The organism is Rhizobium sp. WW_1 (assembly GCF_003610155.1).
Classification (GTDB): Bacteria; Pseudomonadota; Alphaproteobacteria; order Rhizobiales; family Rhizobiaceae; genus Rhizobium; species Rhizobium tropici_A.
In genome coordinates this window covers 359,706-374,648 of the sequence record NZ_RAIN01000003.1, presented here as the reverse complement: position 1 = coordinate 374,648, position 14,943 = coordinate 359,706, and the positions used below count along the sequence as shown (strand labels likewise).

The 14,943-nt window shown below is 60.4% G+C and carries 15 protein-coding genes; 8 read left to right on the top strand and 7 right to left on the bottom strand.

Translation table 11 applies throughout. The features are described from left to right. Positions 1-61: 61 nt before the first annotated feature. Entirely contained in the window at positions 62-802 is a 741-nt protein-coding gene (locus BJ928_RS12040; RefSeq protein WP_047629539.1) for an SDR family oxidoreductase, read from the bottom strand. Between the two features lie 122 nt (positions 803-924). Between BJ928_RS12040 and BJ928_RS12035 the strand changes: the two genes are divergently transcribed. The 3 genes from BJ928_RS12035 to BJ928_RS12025 all read left to right on the top strand — a co-directional run bounded on the left by BJ928_RS12035 (position 925) and on the right by BJ928_RS12025 (position 3,885). Beyond that, positions 925-1,836 carry a LysR family transcriptional regulator gene (locus BJ928_RS12035; protein ID WP_047629176.1) on the top strand — a complete coding sequence of 304 codons (912 nt, stop codon included), beginning with the start codon at positions 925-927 and terminating at the stop codon, positions 1,834-1,836. A 134-nt stretch (positions 1,837-1,970) separates the two neighbouring features. After that, the gene (locus tag BJ928_RS12030; protein ID WP_047629175.1) at positions 1,971-3,317 is read left to right on the top strand and encodes an LLM class flavin-dependent oxidoreductase; all 1,347 of its coding nucleotides are present in this window, start codon (positions 1,971-1,973) and stop codon (positions 3,315-3,317) included. 25 nt (positions 3,318-3,342) lie between these two features. After that, positions 3,343-3,885 (top strand): hypothetical protein, encoded by a 543-nt coding sequence (locus tag BJ928_RS12025; protein WP_047629174.1) that lies wholly within the window; start codon positions 3,343-3,345, stop codon positions 3,883-3,885. Between the two features lie 156 nt (positions 3,886-4,041). Here the strand turns inward: BJ928_RS12025 and BJ928_RS12020 are convergent, their stop codons facing one another. Next, positions 4,042-4,470 carry an OsmC family protein gene (locus tag BJ928_RS12020; RefSeq protein WP_047629172.1) on the bottom strand — a complete coding sequence of 143 codons (429 nt, stop codon included), beginning with the start codon at positions 4,468-4,470 and terminating at the stop codon, positions 4,042-4,044. Positions 4,471-4,680: 210 nt separating this feature from the next. Between BJ928_RS12020 and BJ928_RS12015 the strand changes: the two genes are divergently transcribed. After that, the gene (locus BJ928_RS12015; RefSeq protein ID WP_047629536.1) at positions 4,681-5,946 is read left to right on the top strand and encodes a glycerate kinase; all 1,266 of its coding nucleotides are present in this window, start codon (positions 4,681-4,683) and stop codon (positions 5,944-5,946) included. A 20-nt stretch (positions 5,947-5,966) separates the two neighbouring features. Here the strand turns inward: BJ928_RS12015 and BJ928_RS12010 are convergent, their stop codons facing one another. Continuing rightward, positions 5,967-6,149 (bottom strand): hypothetical protein, encoded by a 183-nt coding sequence (locus BJ928_RS12010; protein ID WP_047629171.1) that lies wholly within the window; start codon positions 6,147-6,149, stop codon positions 5,967-5,969. A gap of 275 nt (positions 6,150-6,424) precedes the next feature. On the opposite strand from BJ928_RS12010, the gene ggt reads away from it, so the two are divergent. Continuing rightward, complete coding sequence (ggt, locus tag BJ928_RS12005; RefSeq protein WP_047629170.1) at positions 6,425-8,167, top strand: gamma-glutamyltransferase; 1,743 nt, start codon at positions 6,425-6,427, stop codon at positions 8,165-8,167. 147 nt (positions 8,168-8,314) lie between these two features. Here the strand turns inward: ggt and BJ928_RS38790 are convergent, their stop codons facing one another. After that, positions 8,315-8,617, bottom strand: coding sequence for a hypothetical protein (locus tag BJ928_RS38790; protein ID WP_183079404.1), 303 nt, complete (start codon positions 8,615-8,617; stop codon positions 8,315-8,317). Here BJ928_RS38790 and BJ928_RS12000 point away from each other — a divergent pair. Continuing rightward, positions 8,526-9,980, top strand: a complete 1,455-nt coding sequence (locus BJ928_RS12000; protein ID WP_047629169.1) for an MFS transporter — start codon at positions 8,526-8,528, stop codon at positions 9,978-9,980. The two genes, BJ928_RS38790 and BJ928_RS12000, sit on opposite strands and share 92 nt — an antisense overlap. Before the next feature lie 178 nt (positions 9,981-10,158). Here BJ928_RS12000 and BJ928_RS11995 read toward each other — a convergent pair whose 3' ends face one another. Continuing rightward, positions 10,159-10,368, bottom strand: a complete 210-nt coding sequence (locus BJ928_RS11995) for a cold-shock protein (RefSeq protein ID WP_034503699.1) — start codon at positions 10,366-10,368, stop codon at positions 10,159-10,161. 429 nt (positions 10,369-10,797) lie between these two features. Between BJ928_RS11995 and BJ928_RS11990 the strand changes: the two genes are divergently transcribed. Together BJ928_RS11990 and BJ928_RS11985 are read left to right on the top strand one after the other, a co-directional pair. After that, positions 10,798-11,049, top strand: coding sequence for a hypothetical protein (locus BJ928_RS11990; protein WP_047629168.1), 252 nt, complete (start codon positions 10,798-10,800; stop codon positions 11,047-11,049). A 120-nt stretch (positions 11,050-11,169) separates the two neighbouring features. After that, the gene (locus tag BJ928_RS11985; RefSeq protein WP_047629167.1) at positions 11,170-12,723 is read left to right on the top strand and encodes a VOC family protein; all 1,554 of its coding nucleotides are present in this window, start codon (positions 11,170-11,172) and stop codon (positions 12,721-12,723) included. A gap of 102 nt (positions 12,724-12,825) precedes the next feature. Here BJ928_RS11985 and BJ928_RS11980 read toward each other — a convergent pair whose 3' ends face one another. Both BJ928_RS11980 and BJ928_RS11975 read right to left on the bottom strand, forming a co-directional pair. Next, a complete protein-coding gene (locus BJ928_RS11980) occupies positions 12,826-13,575 on the bottom strand; it encodes a dienelactone hydrolase family protein (protein ID WP_047629165.1) in 750 nt (249 codons plus the stop codon). A 77-nt stretch (positions 13,576-13,652) separates the two neighbouring features. Continuing rightward, complete coding sequence (locus BJ928_RS11975) at positions 13,653-14,930, bottom strand: L-fuconate dehydratase (protein ID WP_047629163.1); 1,278 nt, start codon at positions 14,928-14,930, stop codon at positions 13,653-13,655. Between the last annotated feature and the right edge of the window lie 13 nt (positions 14,931-14,943).

The window sequence follows — 14,943 nt, the reverse complement described above, 5'->3', positions numbered from 1 at the left end:
TGTTGACGATTGCTAGGGAGCGAGAGGTCGGCGACAGGCACTCTCCTGCCGCCTTGTTGGCTCAGATCATGCCGCCATTGGCGCGCAGTGTCTGACCGTTGATCCAGCCGCCGTCCGGGCCGACGAGGAAGGAGACGGCAGCGGCGATATCCTGCGGCGTGCCCAGACGCTCCAGCGGGTTCATCTTGGCCATGCGGTCGATGAGCTCATCGCTCTTTCCGTTCAGGAACAGATCCGTGGCCGTCGGGCCGGGAGCGACCGCATTGACCGTGATCGAACGGCCACGCAGTTCCTTTGCCATGATGCCAGTCAACGCCTCGACACCGGCCTTCGTCGCGGCATAGACGCCATAGGTTTCGAGCTTGAGGCCGACGATGCTCGTCGAGAAGTTGACGATGCGGCCGCCGTCGCGCAGGCGCTTGCCGGCTTCGCGCAGGGTGTTGAACGTACCCTTGAGGTTGATGGCGATGTGGCGATCGAAGTGCGCGTCATCGGCATCGGCGATCCTGGCAAGCTGCATGATGCCGGCATTGTTGACGAGGACGTCGACGCCGCCGAAGGCTGCCTCCGCCGCATCGAACATGCGACGCACGGCCTCGACATCGGAAACATCGGCCTTCGTGGTCAGCGCCTTGCCGCCCTTTTCCTCGATCTTGCGGGCCAGTTCCTCGGCGGCGGCCTCGCTGCCGGAATAGTTGATGACGACGGTGAAGCCATCCTCGGCCAGGCGCTCGGCGATCGCGGCGCCAATGCCGCGGGATGCACCGGTAACAATCGCTACCTTATTGGAATTGCTGCTCATTTTCCTCATCCTTCGTTGGGTTGCGCCGCAGCGCGTTTCGATGAGGAGAAGATGCCCCTTTTCACGAAGCGGATAATCAGCCATAAATCGGCATCACTATCCGAGATTGGCGAACAAATAATATGGACCGGTTCGATGCCATGCGCGTGTTCTGTCGGGTCGTGGAGCGGCGCAGCTTCACCTTGGCGGCCGAAGACACCGGCCTGCCCCGCTCGACGGTAACGGATGCCATCAAGCAGCTCGAGTCTCGGCTCGGTATACGCCTGCTGCAGCGAACGACGCGGCATGTCAGTCCGACGCTCGACGGTGAGGCCTATTACCAGCGCTGCCTGCGCATCCTTTCGGATATCGAGGATGCCGAAGGCGCCTTTGCCGGTGCGAAGCCGAAAGGTGTGCTGCGCGTCGACGTGCACGGAACGCTCGCCCGGCATTTCGTCCTGCCGAATCTGCCGTCCTTCCTAGAAACCTACCCCGATATCGAATTGCAGATCACCGAGGGCGATCGGTTCGTCGATCTCATCCGCGAGGGGATCGACTGCGTGCTGCGCGTCGGCACGCTGCAGGATAGCGACATGATTGGCCGCCGCGTTGCCATGCTGGAGGAGGTAACGCTCGCAGCGCCCGCCTATGTCGAGCGTTTCGGCATGCCGGCCCATCCGGACAGACTCGACGGCCATCGCATGGTCGGCTTCCGCTCTTCCGCAACGGGCGGGCTGCTACCGCTGGAATTCCAGATCGATGGCGCGATCCGCGAAATCACACTGCCGGCCACCATCTCGGTCAATGCGGCCGAAAGCTATTTCGCCGCCGCCAAGCTCGGCCTCGGACTGATCCAGGTTCCGCGCTATCACGCCGAAGACGCGTTACGCTCGGGCGATCTGCTGCACATCCTGCAGAAATATCCGCCAACAAGAACGCCTGTTTCCATGCTCTACCCGCGCAGCCGCCAGCTTTCGCCAAGGGTTCGCGTTTTCATAGACTGGCTGGTCAAGGTTTTTGCCGGACAGAACAGCGCCGAAACAGAGCCCGGATGAATATTCCGCGAAAGTGATCAAATAAATGAAATCGGCTCTTTGAATGCATCGGGTGTGCGCCTACGTCGTAATGCATCATTCCGCTGGCGGCGCCGTCACGACAGGACGGCCTGACGATTTTCGAGAGAGAGCCGATGACTGAACAGAAGCAATTGAAGCTTGGCGCCTTCATGCGCCCCGTCAGCCTGCATACCGGTGCCTGGCGTTATCCCGGCGCCTACCCGGACGCCAACTTCAATTTCCAGCACATCAAGAGCTTCGCGCAGGAGCTGGAAAAGGCGAAATTCGACGCCTTCTTCATGGCCGATCACCTCGCCGTTCTCAACATGCCGATCGAAGCCTTGAAGCGCAGCCACACCGTGACCTCCTTCGAGCCCTTCACCCTGCTTTCGGCGCTCGCCGCCGTCACCGACAGGATCGGCCTCGTCGCCACCGCCTCCACGACCTTCGACCTGCCCTATCACATCGCCCGCCGTTTCGCCTCTCTCGACCATATCAGCGGCGGTCGCGCCGGCTGGAACATCGTCACGACATCCAATCCGGATGCCGCCCTCAATTTCGGTCTCGAAGAGCATATGGAACATGGCGAGCGCTACCACCGCGCCCGCGAATTTTACGATGTCGTCACCGGCCTTTGGGACAGTTTTGCCGATGATGCGTTCCTCCACGACGCAGAAAGCGGCATCTTCTTCGATCCGGACCGCATGCATGTGCTCGGGCACAAGGGCGAGGAACTGAGCGTTCGCGGCCCCCTCAACATTGCTCGCCCGCCGCAGGGCTGGCCCGTCATCGTTCAGGCCGGACAATCCGACGCCGGTCGCCAGCTCGCCGCTGAAACGGCGGAGGCGGTCTTTGCCGCCCCCCGCAATCTCGCCGACGGCAAGTCGATCTTCGCCGATATCAAGGGGCGGATGAAGGCGATCGGTCGCAACCCGGATCATCTGAAGATCTTGCCCGCCGCCTTCATCGTCGTTGGCGACACCACCGAGGAGGCGAAGGCGAAACGAGCAAAGCTCGACAGCCTCGTCCATTACGACAGCGCCATCGCGTCCCTGTCGATCGCGCTTGGTCATAATGCCTCCAAGTTTGATCCGGATGGCCCGCTACCGGAAATCCCGGAAACCAATGCCAGCAAGAGCGGTCGCGAACGCGTCATCGCCCTTGCCGAAGCCGAAAAGCTCACCGTGCGCCAGCTTGCCCAGCGCCTCGGCGGCTATGCCGGCCTCGCCTTCGTCGGCACGCCTGAAAGCATCGCCGACGAGATGGAGCAGTGGCTGCGCGAGGAAGGCTCCGACGGGTTCAACGTCGTCTTCCCCTTCCTGCCGCAGGGTCTGCTTGACGTGACCACCCGTGTCGTTCCAGAGCTCCAGCGCCGCGGCATCTTCCGCCGTGAATACGAAGGCACGACATTGCGCGAAAATCTCGGCCTGCCGCGTCCGGAAAACCGCTTCTTCAAGAAAACGGCTGCCGCAGCGCAGTGAAAGAGCCCAGCATTAAGAGACTGACATGAGCCATATCACACCAATCGACTATGAAACCGCTTCCGAAGCCGTGCGCGCCGAACATGACCGTGAAGTACAGCTGCGCGGCCGCATGACCAACATGAAGCGGACATTGCTGCATTCGCCGGTGGCGCATCGTATCTATGCGGAGTGGTTTCCCTTGCGCGAAGAGCTGCGCCCGGCGCTCGACGATCGCGCCGTCTGGCTACTGTGCCAAGCGATTGCAATCGAATGCCGCTCGATCATCCCGGTCGGCTTCTTCCGGCGGGCACTGATCAATGCGGGGCTGACGCCGGAAACGATCGTACCGACTGAGGACGAAGCTCTGCTAGTCGAATTCGGCAAGGCGATCGTCAGGGATTCCAACGCCATTCCCGAGGAAGTCTGGACGCGGCTGAAGGCGCGCTACGACGAGCCGGCGCTTGCCAATCTCGTGGCTTTCGCCGGCATCATGATCGCGACTGCGATCTACAACAATGCCGTGAAGGTGGATATCGATCCGGAGCTGGGGCCTTATCTCCAAGGGTTCGAGTTTCCCTCGAAGTAGAATGGCCCCTCACCCCAGCCCTCTCCCCGTTTTGACGGGGAGAGGGAGCGATAACACCAAGTCCCTTCGCCCCGCGTGCGGGGAGAAGGTGGACTTGAGCTGTTAAGCGAAGCGCAACTGCGAAAGGACGGATGAGGGGCTATTCCGAACCCAAACTCACCCCGAAATCACCGTCGAAAACTGCGGATTGCCGCGGATCGTGTTGCTGACAGTGCAGATCTCATCCTCGGCGGCATGCGCGATAGCATTGCGGATTTCATCGCTGAAATCGCCCTTGATGGTGAAGGCGATGTTGAATTTCTCGACGCGGGAAAGGCCTTCGGTGGCCTTTTCGCCCGTCACGACGGCGGTCACTTCGGTGAGCTTGTCGAGCACGCCGAGGCTGCTTGCCGCCATGCGGGCGCTTAGGACCAGGCAGGCGGACAGCGACGAATAGAGCAGGTCGAGCGGGTTGAAACCGGGCTGCGACGGCGAGGTGACGATATCGATCTCGCCGCCCGTCACCGAGGTTACGTGCGGAAATCCCGTGCGGCCAACCGTAGCGGTGGCGCCCGTCTGCCTCGTCTTCACTTTCAGTTCGGCCATGTCGAAAATCCTTGAAATAAAAGCGTGAAACCTTTTCCTTCTACATAGGGATTCCTGGCACAGGACACAATTGCAGTTCCCGCCCCTTGCGTCCTCGAGCCAGTTAAGCCACCAAATGGTTACAGGCTCTTAGAGCAATTCCAGGAAAAGTGCGTGGCGGTTTTCCGTCCGGAATTGCGTACAAACGCTCTAGCAGACAGGCAGTTCGACATGACCGTTTCCGATCCCCGCGCCTTTCTCACTTCCTTATTCGATGCCGCCGTTCGCGCCGCCGATCCTTTGATCGGCATCCGCGCGCATCTGCCTGCAAAGCCGAAGGGCCGGACGATTGTCATCGGCGCCGGCAAGGGGTCGGCCCAGATGGCTGCGGCGTTGGAACAATGCTGGGATGGCCAGCTGGAAGGATTGGTGGTGACGCGATACGGCTTCTCCGCCCCTTGCCATAAGATCGAGATCATCGAAGCAGCCCATCCTGTGCCGGACGAAGCCGGACTCGCCGCCTCGAAGCGCCTGCTGAAGCTTGTGGAAGGTCTCACTGAGGACGATCTGGTGATCGCCCTGATATCAGGCGGTGGCTCGGCGCTGCTGCCCTCGCCAGCCGGTACGTTGAGCCTCGCGGACGAGATCGCGGTCAACAAGGCGCTGCTCGCCTCCGGCGCGCCAATCTCCGCGATGAATGTCATTCGCAAACATCTGTCGACCATCAAGGGAGGCCGGTTGGCCGCCGCGGCCCATCCCGCCAAGGTCGTCTCTCTCGTCGTTTCGGATATCCCCGGCGACGATCCGGCTCTGGTCGCATCCGGCCCGACCGTGCCCGGTGCCGGCACCCGCACCGAGGCGCTCGATCTTATCCGCCTCTATCGCATCGAGTTGCCGACAGCCGTTCTCGCCCATATCGAGACGGCCGAAGCGGATGCGCCGCGTCCGGATGATCCGCGCTTTGCCGGCAATGAGGTCCATCTCATCGCATCGGCCGGCGTCTCTCTGGAGGCCGCCGCCGAGGTGGTCCGCGCCGCCGGCATCGAAGCAGCCATCCTCTCCGATGCCATCGAAGGCGAAGCCCGCGAGGCCGCGCATGTCCATGCCGCCATCGCCCGCGAGGTGCTGCATCGCAGCCGCCCCTTCGCCAAGCCTATTGTGCTACTGTCAGGCGGAGAAACGACGGTGACGTTGAAAGGCAAGGGCAAGGGCGGACGAAACTCGGAATTCCTGCTGTCGCTGGCGATCGACATCGATGGCAACACGGGGATTTATGCCATGGCCGCCGACACGGACGGTATAGACGGCAGCGAGGACAATGCCGGTGCCTTTGCCGATGCGGGCACGGTGACGCGGCTGCGTGAGGCCGGATTGGTGCCGGCCGAGATGCTGGCAAACAATGATGCGTGGACAGCATTCGACGCGATCGGCGATCTATTCGTGCCCGGCCCGACGGGAACGAACGTCAACGACTTCCGCGCCATCCTGATCGCGTAATCACTGGAAGCGGCCGTGGCTTAGACGATGGCGGTGCAATCGTCACAACGCCAATAGGCGGCTGCGGTTGATGTCCATCGGAAGAAGTGTCGAGCGCAATGATCGCACTCGATCTCGACGACATGTGTCTTCTCGCGAACGATGGATGGCCCAGTCTTGATCCTGCGCTCGCTCTTCCATTGTTCGAGCTTCGTCACGGCCATGATTACCCTCCACGCAATACTCGCCTCGACAAGCAACACCCTAAAATAGACTTGCCTAATAAAATAAATATTGCAAGTGCGAAGCCCGCGTCTTCGCAGCGGGGAAATCGAAATTATCCGCAGTAGTGCACGGAAGACATAGTGCGGAAGGCACAGGCCTACGGCTCGGCCGCACCATTAAAAATTTGTGACGGCGGATATCGCCATTTTCGCGCGTGACACCATGTCATTTATGGGCGACTTTCCATCAGACAATAACGGGAGGCATACGCATCATGCGCCAATTCCGCCAGCGGGCGATTTCGTCGGTAACCCTTGTCACATTTGCTCTCTTTTCCGTCACCGCCCGCGCCGCCGCACCGCCACCCGTCGAGGCTGAACATGGCATGGTGGTAACGGCACAGCATCTCGCCACCGATGTCGGCGTCGACGTGCTGAAGAATGGCGGCAATGCCGTCGATGCCGCCGTTGCGGTCGGCTATGCGCTTGCCGTCGTTTATCCCACGGCCGGCAATATCGGCGGCGGCGGCTTCATGACCATCCGCATGCGTGACGGCAAGACGGATTTCCTCGATTTTCGTGAGCGCGCACCGCTGGCCGCCAAAAAGGACATGTACCTCGACGACAAGGGCAATATCGTCAAAGGCGCGAGCACCGATGGCTATCTCGCGGTCGGTGTTCCCGGCTCGGTCATGGGCTTCGAGACGGCCCGCGAGAAATATGGCACGAAATCCCGTCAGGATCTGATGGCGCCGGCCATTCGCTATGCCAAGGAAGGATTCACGCTGAACCAGGCCGATGCCGCCGAGCTGAACGAGAACAAGGCATGGCTTTCGCGTGATCCGGCTACCGCCGCGATCTTCACCAAGGCGGACGGCAAGCCCTTCGCGACGGGTGACAAGCTGACCCAGCCGGACCTCGCCAACGCTCTCTCCGGCATCTCGGATCAAGGGCCTGACGGTTTCTACAAGGGACCGGTCGCCAATGCCATCGTCAAGGCAAGTCAGGACAAGGGCGGCATTCTCGCCAACCAGGATTTCGAACAGTACAAGGTTCGCGAACTCGATCCCGTGAAATGCAATTATCGCGGCTACGAGATCATTTCCTCGCCGCCTCCCTCCTCCGGCGGCGTCATCATCTGCGAAATCCTCAACGTGCTGGAGGGCTATCCGCTCTCCTATACCGGCTACGCCTCCGCCGACACGGTGCATTACATGGTTGAAGCCATGCGCTACGCCTATGTCGACCGCAACTCGGCGCTTGGCGATCCGGATTTCGTCAACAATCCCATCAGCAAGCTGCTGGACAAGGCCTATGCCCAGAAGATTCGCGACAGCATTTCGCCCTACAAGGCCGGCGTTTCAAAGGATCTGATGCCGAAGGGCCTCGGTGAAAGCCACGAGACCACGCATTATTCGATCATCGACAATGACGGCAATGCCGTTGCCGTCACCTACACGCTGAACGGTGGTTTCGGCGCCGGCGTCGTCGCGCCGGGCACCGGCATCCTCCTGAACAACGAGATGGACGACTTCACCTCCAAGCCGGGCGTGCCCAACCTCTACGGCCTGGTGCAGGGCGAAGCCAATGCCATCCAGCCGAAGAAGACGCCGCTCTCATCCATGAGCCCGACGATCATCGCCAAGGACGGCAAGCCCTTCATGGTGATCGGTAGCCCCGGCGGTTCGCGCATCATCACCATCACGCTTGAAGCGATCATCAACGTCATCGACTTCGGCATGAACATCCAGGAAGCGATCGACGCGCCGCGCATCCATCATCAATGGCTGCCGGATAAGGTCTACATGGAGCCGCGTGCGCTCTCGCCCGATACGATCAAGCTTTTGACCGGTATGGGCTACACGGTTCAGGTTGACAACGACTGGCCGATCTGGGGTCAGGCCGCCGGCATCCTCGTTGGCGGCAAGAGCCTCAGCGACATCGCCAAGGGCGGCGGTGCCCGCTACAACGGCGCCATAGACAGCCGCGCCGGCTCGGGACTTGCCGAAGGTTACTGATCACCTCGGAGCCTGCTGAAAACGACAACTCGGACCGGTGCCACCATCAATCGCCACCGGTCTTTTTCGTCCGCGGCACCTACCAAAAACGAGCACATTATCTTACGCGAAAAAACCAAGCGTGAGCATTTCAGCGCGATATCGCGCCTATTCATTCACCTCACGTTCATTTGATGCCGTTTGCCCCTGCATGTGCGTCATTTTTTTCATCCCATCAATCAAATTTGCGATTTCTGATATGGAAATTGCGGCGATGCGGGAGTATACAAACCGCCGTTCAAACAGGCCTTCGCGGCCGTGACCAGACTTGCGGTTCTGTCTTAGGACCCCTCCGCACCATCGAGAGCGATCCCCGACAATGTCGGACCAGATATTCCAGGCCGCCCACGTCAGGCGGGCCGCACCGAATTTTCGTGTAGTAGCGCTTATTGTGGCAAGCGCGATGTTCATGGAACAGCTCGACGCGACTGTGCTCGCAACAGCTCTTCCGACCATGGCAAGAGACTTCGGCGTCAGCGCGCCGGCCATGAGTATCTCGCTGACATCCTACCTCCTCAGCCTCGCTATCTTCATTCCCGCCAGCGGCGCCATTGCCGATCGCTTTGGGTCGCGCACCGTCTTCCGCTCCGCCATCGCGGTCTTCGTCGTCGGCTCGCTTCTCTGCGCGCAGGCGCCAAACCTGTTCTTCCTCGTGATCGCGCGATTGCTGCAGGGCCTCGGCGGCGCCATGATGCTGCCTGTGGGCCGTCTGGTGCTGATGCGCAGCGTCGCCCGCAAGGACATGGTCAATGCCATGTCCTGGCTGCTGATCCCGGCGCTCGTCGGCCCGATCCTCGGCCCGCCGGTCGGCGGCATGTTCGTCACCTACCTCGACTGGCGCTGGATCTTCTACATCAACGTGCCGATCGGCATCATCGGCTTCATCCTCGTGTCGATGTTCATCGAGGAAGTGAAAGGCCCGCGCACCGGCCGTTTCGACCTCTCGGGCTTCATCCTCTCGGGCATTTCACTGGGATCACTGCTCTTCGGCTTCGAAATGTCGAGCCGCGAGGGCGAAGGCTATCTCGCCATCTTCCTGATCTCCATCGGCCTGCTCTTCGGCATCGCCTATCTGCGCCATGCCCGCAAGCATCCCTCGCCGATCATGGATTTCTCTTTGATGAAGGTGCCGACCTTCCGCACCTCTGTTATCGCCGGTTCGCTGACGCGCATCAGCCAGGGCGCCCATCCCTTTCTAATTCCGCTGATGCTGCAGCTCGGCTTCGGCCTTTCGGCCGCCGCCGCCGGCCAAATCGCCATTGCGACAGCGGTCGGCTCGATGGCGATGAAGCCGTTGCAGGTGCGCATCCTGCGCACGCTCGGCTTCCGCACCGCGCTCATCATTTTCGGCCTGATCGGCACGCTTGGCTATGGCATGTGCGCCATCTTCAGGCCTGACTGGCCGCTGCCCGTCATCTTCGTGATCCTGTTCTTCTGCGGCTTCTTCATGTCGTTCCAGTTCTCGGCCTACAACACGATTGCCTATGACGAGATCGAGCGCGACCAGATGAGTACCGCGACCAGCTTCTATTCGACCTTCCAGCAGCTGATGCTTTCCCTCGGCATCTGCGTCGCTGCCCTTGCTCTACACGGCTCGATGCAATTCCGCGGCGCTGCGAAAGCCCAGATGATCGATTTCTCCGTCGCTTTCATCGTCGTGACGGCGATTGCGCTTCTCGCGGTGATCTGGAACGCCCGATTCTCGCGCACAGCTGGCTCGGAACTCAGCGGCCATCGCCTCAAGTCGTCAAAGGATGGGCTGGGCGAACATTGACCGGGCTAGACTGCCCTGGATAAGGGTGGCGCCGGACACCCGCGCTCCGATGCTATGAAGAGCTCTGGCCCGGCAGGCATAGGCGCAAACAAAAAAGGCCGGGCTAACCCGACCTCTTCCTTATTGTCTCAACGATCTTTGCCAGTACACCCGTGGTCGAAGATCGGAAACAAATGGCTTACATGGCTTCCAGCTGATCAGCCGACATCTTGCCCGAACGCTTGTCTTTGACCAGCTCGTAAGAAATCTTCTGACCGTCGCGCAGCGTGCTCATGCCGGCGCGCTCAACGGCCGAAATATGCACGAAAACATCCGTCGCGCCGTCGTCGGGCTGAATAAAGCCAAAACCCTTGGCTGCATTGAACCACTTTACAGTACCTGTGCTCATAACGATGACCTTTCAATCACTCATACAGAGATCCCGATCCAGACTGCGCCTGGACGGAAGTAGACCGATTTTGGGAGGGAAGTTCGTCGGTGTCGCGCAGAGTGCGTCGAGGCAAAGCTCAGTCACAAATATCGATAGGATATTTCTATCCGATAGGCGCATCATCCACAAGTAGAAGCAGCTAAAATATCAAAAACGTTCGGTAGTTCGCCGGAAAATCTCATGGGTGGCATCGTTTGTGGCACAGTTTATGGCTGAATCTCAACAGCAGCCTTTTGCCGTTGTCCCCGCTACTTCTGCATGCAATCTCGGAATTCTATCGCATTTTCCGAGCTCTTCCACGACAGGCCGTGATTAATGCCTTGCAAGGGCGGTCGATCAGCTTAGGCTAGTTACAACCGACACCGTTGTCAGCCCATGGAGGCCTAAATGACGCCAGCGAACAAAGACAGCCTGTTTGGTTCCAAGAGGCAGGCGCCGTCGGCCAAGGCCAGCCAATTCGATTCCACGGTCAAGGAAATTCTCGCCAGCGAGCAGGCCATCCGCGAGCGGAAAACCACCCGCCTGCGCGAGCTTCGTCTCGAGAGAGAAGCGTCGCAGCCAGAGCCGGAACCAAAAACAAAATCCAAGCGAAAAGCTCCCAAGACATCCGGAACGGGTGAAACCGGATCAGATGAATAGAGCATGCAACAAATGACGTTACGCTTTTGGTGAACACTGCCTTCACGGACGGCGCATTGCGTTGAACAATGCCCATGACCTAAATAGCGATCAGAACGAAGTAACAGTCTGGAGCATCCCATGGTCGCCGGCATCCATCACATCACGCTGATCACTCGCAAGGTTCAGGCGAATGTCGATTTCTACGTCGGTTTCCTGGGTCTACGTCTCGTCAAGCGCACGGGCGGGTTCGAGGACGCCACGCAGCTTCATCTCATCTATGGCGACGCCACGGGCTCGCCCGGCTCGCTTGTTACGTTTCTCGTGTGGGAGGACGGTTCGCCCGGCCGCGCCGGCGTCGGCCAGGTGGGAGAAATTTCGCTCGCCATCGATCCCGCAAGCATCGGCTTTTGGCTGACGCGCGCCTTAAGCGCCGGCCTCAAGCCGGAAGGGCCGTCCGAGGAGTTCGGTGAGCCGGTTTTACGGCTGAAGGACCCGGACGGCGTCATCGTCAAGCTCGTGGGAACCACGACTCTGCGCGCAACGGCCCCGTGGACGAGCGATACCATTCCACAGGAGCACGCCATTGCCCGCATCCGCGGCGCGACGCTGTTCACCGAAACGCCCGAGGAAACGCAGGCGATCCTCAACGATCACTTCGGCTACCGGCCGCTCGCCACCAGCGGAGCGATCAATCGGCTCGTCTCGGAGACTGGCGATATCCTTGACATCCGCGATGCGCGCGGCTTCTGGGCAAGCGCGCCGGGCACAGGCACGGTCGATCATGTCGCCTTCCGCGCCAAGGACGATGCCGAACTGCAGTCGGTCCGCACCGCGCTACAGGCAATCAATTCCGGGCCGACGGCGATGCATGACCGCAAATATTTCCGCTCGCTCTACGTCCGCGAACCCGGCCAGATCCTGCTCGAACTTGCGACGGATGCACCCGGCATGTTGATCGACGAGGACGAGGCAACGCTTGGCACGCGCCTCTTTGCACCCGGCGACAGTCCGAGGCTTTTGGCGGAACTGAACGTGATCCTGCCGCAATTCTCCATGCCCGGCGAACCACGCTTCATCTATCGCGACCTGCCCTTCATCCATCGCTTCTTCACGCCGGAGCAAGCGAACGGCAATGTCTTCGTTCTGCTGCATGGCTCCGGCGCCAACGAAACGACGATGCTGCCGCTCGGCCACAAGATCGATGCCGACGCGACACTGCTGACGGTTCGAGGCCGCGCGCTCGAAGAAGGTGCGCCGCGCTGGTTCCGCCGCAACGGACCGATGACCTTCGATCAGGCCGATATCGCCAGCGAAGCCGAAGCCTTCGCCGCCTTCATCGATGGCGCGGTCCATGCCTATGGCCTCGATCCGGACCGCATCGTCTATATCGGCTATTCGAACGGCGCCAACCTTCTGAACGCCATGCTGTCGTTGCAGCCGCATCTCATCCGCCGCGCAGTGTTGTTGCGCTCCATGGCCGTGCTCGAAAATCCGCCTGCAGCGGATATGTCGGATGCCGATGTGCTGGTGGTCGCGGGCGAAAAGGATTTGTACGGGCCCTACGCTCAACCTCTCGCCGAACGGCTGCGGGATGGCGGCGCAAAAGTCGATCTGGCAACCATTCCCGGCGGTCACGAATTTGACGATGCCGACGTGCCGGTCATTCAGGCATGGTTGAAGCGCTCGCCTTGAGCGCTTCAACGGTAGCAGCTTCCATAATCAAAGCGCATCCGTCGCTTTGCACCAGCACGTCGCGTCCTTTCACGGACCGACGCCTTGCAGCATGGGCTAAGATCATTTCGACAGCTGCGATACAAAGAAATCGATAACACCCCGCTGAGCCGCCGTCGCTTGCGCACCCGGCTTCAGAAAGAAGTCGTGCGCACCGCCCTTGTGAACGTCGAGGCTGACAGATCCATCCAAGCCTTGGGCCATCTGGCGCAACGTTTGCGCCGTCGAGATGGGAAAGGTGCGGTCAGCGCCGCCCCAGACAATAAGCAGAGGCGGCAAGGAACTCACTGGCTTCGAGTAGCCCTCGGGGAAGGCGCCGTCGACAAGGACGAGTGCGCCGATATCGGTGGCGCCTGCTGAAGCGGCAGCGGCGGTTTGCGCTCCAAGCGATATGCCGAGCACGCCGATCCGCCGGATATGGTCCGGTTCGCTGTTGAGATGAGAAATCACCTTATGAACCGTCGCGATCCAGGCCGGCCGACGCGTCGCATAATAGGCGATACGGGCGCGGGCGCTGCCCGCATGGGCGATAGCCTGCTCATCAACGGGTGAAAGCAGATGAACGAAATAGGCGTCAAGACCGGCTGCATCGAGACTGCGCCCAAAATCATCATATGCGGGCGAAGCAAACCCCTTGCTGCCGCTCAGAATAATGACGGCAGGACGCGAAGGACTTGCGCTATCCGTAGAACCCTCAACCAGAACATTGCCGCCAGCCGTCGCAACAGTGAACCGCTCTCGGTCGCCGGCTTCGGCGTTTCCAAATGCGAGGAGCGATACAACCGTCAGGACAAGAGCAAAGGTGACTTGCATGGACTTCTCCCTGGCAAAAACGCGCAAATATTGCACAGCTTCTGCCAGGGAATAAAGCGGTCGATGTAGACTTCGGATCAACCCTTGAACGTGTATTCCTTAATCGATTCCGGCTTCATCTCGATCGAGAAGCCCGGCAGGCTCGGCGGCATGTAGGCTGCGTCGCGGATGATGCAGGGGTCGATGAAATGCTCGTGCAGGTGATCGACATATTCGATGACGCGGCCATCCTTGGTGCCTGAGACTGCGATATAGTCGATCATCGACAGGTGCTGCACATATTCGCAAAGGCCGACGCCGCCGGCATGCGGCCAGACCGGCAGCCCATACTTGGCGGCGATCAGCAGCACGGCGAGAACTTCGTTGAGGCCGCCCATGCGGCAGGAATCGATCTGCACGATGTCGATCGCGCCTTCGGCGATGAACTGCTTGAACATGATGCGGTTCTGGCACATCTCGCCGGTCGCGACCTTCACCGGGCCGATGGCCTGGCGGATCTTGCGATGTCCGGCGACATCGTCCGGGCTGGTGGGCTCTTCGATGAAGAAGGGCTTGGCGAAGGCGAGCTTCTTCACCCAGTCGATCGCCTGGTTGACTTCCCAGACCTGGTTGGCGTCGATCATCAGATAACGGTCGGGGCCAATTACCTCGCGGGCAATTGTCAGGCGACGGATATCGTCTTCGAGATCGCGGCCGACCTTCATCTTCACGTGATTGAAGCCGGCGTCGATTGCCTCCTGGCACAGACGGCGCAGCTTGGCGTCGTCATAGCCGAGCCAACCGGCCGACGTCGTGTAGCAGGCATAGCCCTCGCGCTCGAGCGTGGCGATACGGTCGGCTTTGCCGGCCTCCGCCTTCTTCAGGATGGCGACGGCCTCATCGCGAGTGAGAACGTCGGTCAGGTAGCGGTAGTCGACGATATCGGCGATGTGCTCTGCATCCATCTCCGAAACAAGGCGCCAGACCGGCTTGCCTGCTTCCTTGGCCAGCAGATCCCAGACGGCATTGACGACTGCGCCCGTCGCCAGATGCATCGCGCCCTTTTCCGGGCCGATCCAGCGCAGCTGGCTGTCGCTGGTCAGATGCCGCCAGTATTTGCCGGGGTTTTCCAGAACCGTCGCAAGCTCCGTGCCGACCACCAGATGGCGCATCGCCTCGATCGCCATGCAGCAGATGTCGTTGCCCCGGCCGATGGTGAAGGTCAGGCCGTGGCCGGCAAGACCCGGCTTGTCGGTCTCAAGGATGACATAGGCCGCCGAATAATCCGGGTCCGGATTCATCGCATCCGAACCGTCGAGGCTCTGCGATGTCGGGAAGCGCAAATCGAAAACGCGAAGATTGGTGATGCGCGTCATTGGAAAACTCCTT

What these genes read in the sequence shown, in the direction of transcription:
- BJ928_RS11990 (WP_047629168.1), top strand. Translation starts at nt 10,798, where the DNA reads ATGACGCCAGCGAACAAAGACAGCCTGTTTGGTTCCAAGAGGCAGGCG.
- BJ928_RS12020 (WP_047629172.1), bottom strand. Translation starts at nt 4,470, where the DNA reads ATGGCCGAACTGAAAGTGAAGACGAGGCAGACGGGCGCCACCGCTACG.
- BJ928_RS11995 (WP_034503699.1), bottom strand. Translation starts at nt 10,368, where the DNA reads ATGAGCACAGGTACTGTAAAGTGGTTCAATGCAGCCAAGGGTTTTGGC.
- ggt (WP_047629170.1), top strand. Translation starts at nt 6,425, where the DNA reads ATGCGCCAATTCCGCCAGCGGGCGATTTCGTCGGTAACCCTTGTCACA.
- BJ928_RS12015 (WP_047629536.1), top strand. Translation starts at nt 4,681, where the DNA reads ATGACCGTTTCCGATCCCCGCGCCTTTCTCACTTCCTTATTCGATGCC.
- BJ928_RS12030 (WP_047629175.1), top strand. Translation starts at nt 1,971, where the DNA reads ATGACTGAACAGAAGCAATTGAAGCTTGGCGCCTTCATGCGCCCCGTC.
- BJ928_RS11975 (WP_047629163.1), bottom strand. Translation starts at nt 14,930, where the DNA reads ATGACGCGCATCACCAATCTTCGCGTTTTCGATTTGCGCTTCCCGACA.
- BJ928_RS12000 (WP_047629169.1), top strand. Translation starts at nt 8,526, where the DNA reads ATGTCGGACCAGATATTCCAGGCCGCCCACGTCAGGCGGGCCGCACCG.
- BJ928_RS12010 (WP_047629171.1), bottom strand. Translation starts at nt 6,149, where the DNA reads ATGGCCGTGACGAAGCTCGAACAATGGAAGAGCGAGCGCAGGATCAAG.
- BJ928_RS12040 (WP_047629539.1), bottom strand. Translation starts at nt 802, where the DNA reads ATGAGCAGCAATTCCAATAAGGTAGCGATTGTTACCGGTGCATCCCGC.
- BJ928_RS12035 (WP_047629176.1), top strand. Translation starts at nt 925, where the DNA reads ATGGACCGGTTCGATGCCATGCGCGTGTTCTGTCGGGTCGTGGAGCGG.
- BJ928_RS11980 (WP_047629165.1), bottom strand. Translation starts at nt 13,575, where the DNA reads ATGCAAGTCACCTTTGCTCTTGTCCTGACGGTTGTATCGCTCCTCGCA.
- BJ928_RS38790 (WP_183079404.1), bottom strand. Translation starts at nt 8,617, where the DNA reads ATGAACATCGCGCTTGCCACAATAAGCGCTACTACACGAAAATTCGGT.
- BJ928_RS11985 (WP_047629167.1), top strand. Translation starts at nt 11,170, where the DNA reads ATGGTCGCCGGCATCCATCACATCACGCTGATCACTCGCAAGGTTCAG.
- BJ928_RS12025 (WP_047629174.1), top strand. Translation starts at nt 3,343, where the DNA reads ATGAGCCATATCACACCAATCGACTATGAAACCGCTTCCGAAGCCGTG.